Annotated in this window: 1 protein-coding gene; it reads left to right on the top strand. The window is 31.9% G+C overall.

Annotated elements, in window-relative coordinates:
• Positions 1-319: 319 nt before the first annotated feature.
• Positions 320-2643 (top strand): HAD-IC family P-type ATPase (locus LLA01S_RS11815; RefSeq protein WP_061778363.1); only part of this gene is annotated, 2324 nt, incomplete at its 3' end.

Below are 2643 nucleotides of genomic sequence, written 5' to 3'. Positions count from 1 at the left end.
GTCTTTCTCATGAAAATAAAATAATCCAAATGATAGACAGCAGCCTTTGAAGGCTTTTTTTATTTTATAGAATTATAAAAAATGAAAGCTGTTGACTCTGCCTGACCAATTATGCTATAAATCATTAATAGAAAAATTGAGAATTTTTGAAATAAAGCTTAAACTTTGTAGATTTATAAAATTTTAACCATTTAAAAAAGATAGTAAATCCTTAATACTTTCAAAAATGTAAGAATAATCATAAATATTTTAGGTATGATAGAAGTATAGATAGTGAAATGTTGTATTATATATATTAGTCTAGGAGGAAAAAGGGATAATGGATAAAGTAAATATGACCAAAGGACTAACAAATACCGAAGTAGAAGAACAGAAAAAACTTGGAAACGTAAATGTAACGACAATCAAAGTCGGTAATTCAAATAAAGATATTATTATAAAAAATTCAATGACCATCTTTAACTTACTCAACCTCATCTTGGCAGTTGTGCTATTTGTTATTGGTTCTTATAAAAATATGTTATTTATTTTTTCAATTATCTCAAATACCTCTATCGGAATATATCAAGAAATCAAGGCCAAGCGAATTATTGAAAAGCTTTCTTTTCTCAAACAAGAAAAAGTAGAAGTAATTAGAGAAGGTGAAAAAGCAAGCATTCATAAAGAGGAACTCGTTTTAAATGATATAATTTGTTTGAAAAAGGGAGACCAGATTCCAGTTGATGCGATAAGTTTAGAAAATGGAATGGATGTAGATGAATCCATGATTACCGGAGAGTCTGATTTTATTGAAAAGCAGACTGGTGACTTTATCTACTCTGGAAGTTTGGTTATGCAAGGAACAGCAAAAGCACAAGTTCAGGCTGTTGGGAACCATACTTTCATTAGTAAATTGGCCAAAGAAGCTTCTGTTTTAAAGAAAGCAAAGTCAAAAATTCAACAACAAATTGATAAAATCCTAAAAATAATCGTTATTGGTATTATTCCAATTTCTATCTTAGTGCTTTTGAACCAATTTGTATTTTCATCTTTAGATTTGTCTGTGATTCCACAAAGAAAGACAGCAATCATTGGTACAGCAGCAACAATTACTAGTTTGATACCTGAGGGGTTAGTTCTTTTAACTTCAGTTGCATTAGCTTTGGGTGTCATCAAGCTCTCAAGAATGAATGTTTTGACCCAAGAGTTATCAGCAATTGAAACATTAGCAAGAGTTGATGTTCTTTGTTTAGATAAAACAGGGACCATTACCGAAGGGCAGATGAATGTTGAACAAGTCCTCTATTATGCAGAAGAAAAACCAGAAGTTGATAAAATCATGTCATTTATCATTGCCTTGGATGAAGAACAGAATGCATCAATGGAGGCGCTCAAAAAATACTTTGACACGAGTCAAAAAAGTAACTTTGAATTAGAAACTTATCATCCTTTCAGCTCAGAAACTAAGTATCAATCGATTGAATTAAAAGGAGGAAGTACTTATAATCTTGGTGCCTTTGATTTAGTAGCAAAAGAACTTACAACTAAACAAAATGCTGATATTGAAAAAGCACTAGATGAAGGATACCGGATACTTGCTTTATCACAGAGTAAACCAAGCGAGAAAGATAGTCTGGTTTGCTTGATTTTGTTAAAAGATAGGCCTAAAAAAGAAGCAAAACGAATTCTAGAATATTTTGAAAAACAAGGGACTAAAATAAAAATTATTTTAGGAGACCACCCTAAAACTGTTTCACTCATTGCAAAAGAAGTAGGTTTAGAAGCTGATTATGTTGGCTTATCAGAACTTCCTGATGATGAAAAAGAATTTAAAAAAATTGTTGAGGAAAAAACAATCTTTGGTCGGATAACACCAGAAAGAAAAAGAGATATTATCGCTTCACTTAAAAGTAATGGACATACAGTTGGGATGATTGGAGATGGAATCAATGATATTTTAGCTCTTAAAAAATCAGATTGTCCGATTGCTTTAGGAAGTGGAAATGAAGCAACAAAATCAGTGGCTCAATTTATTCTTTTAAAAAATGATTTCTCTGTCTTGCCTGACATTTTAAAAGAAGGAAGAAAGGTAATCAATAATATTACTCGAGTGGCAAGTATGAATCTTTTACGAGTAATCTATACTTTTACTCTGACCGTTCTTCTATTGATTACACATCATTTATTTCCTTTAGAGTCAATAAATTTGATGATGATGGGGATTTTCACTGTTGGAATTCCTAGTGCCCTACTTGTACTAGAGAAAGATGAGAAGCGAAACGAAGAAGATATTCTTCAAAAAATTAGAAATAATGCGTTGCCGACTGGGATAATTATTGGAGTAGCTATCTTTGCTATGCTAGCCTTAGCCTATAAATTTCCAATCTACACAAGCTTCACAAATGGACACGTCGTAACTCATTACAAAGAGTTTATCAGTGATGTGACTTTAATTATCGGAAGTGTTCAACTCTTCTCTCTTTATCTCTTATGTAGACCCTTAAGTCGATTCAGAGCAATAGTTATTACTGGAATGACGGCACTGTTTTATGGTACTTACTTCATTGAACCCGTGACAAAATTCTTAGGAATTGCTCCCTTCACAAGCTTCAGATTTCTTATTCCGACAAGTATATGTATTTTGTTGATTTTGATTATTAGAGC

This window comes from Lactococcus cremoris subsp. cremoris NBRC 100676 (assembly GCF_001591705.1).
In the GTDB taxonomy this organism is placed as follows: domain Bacteria; phylum Bacillota; class Bacilli; order Lactobacillales; family Streptococcaceae; genus Lactococcus; species Lactococcus cremoris.
Note: the sequence above shows the minus strand (reverse complement) of the source record. Positions and strands in the feature narration are given on the sequence as shown.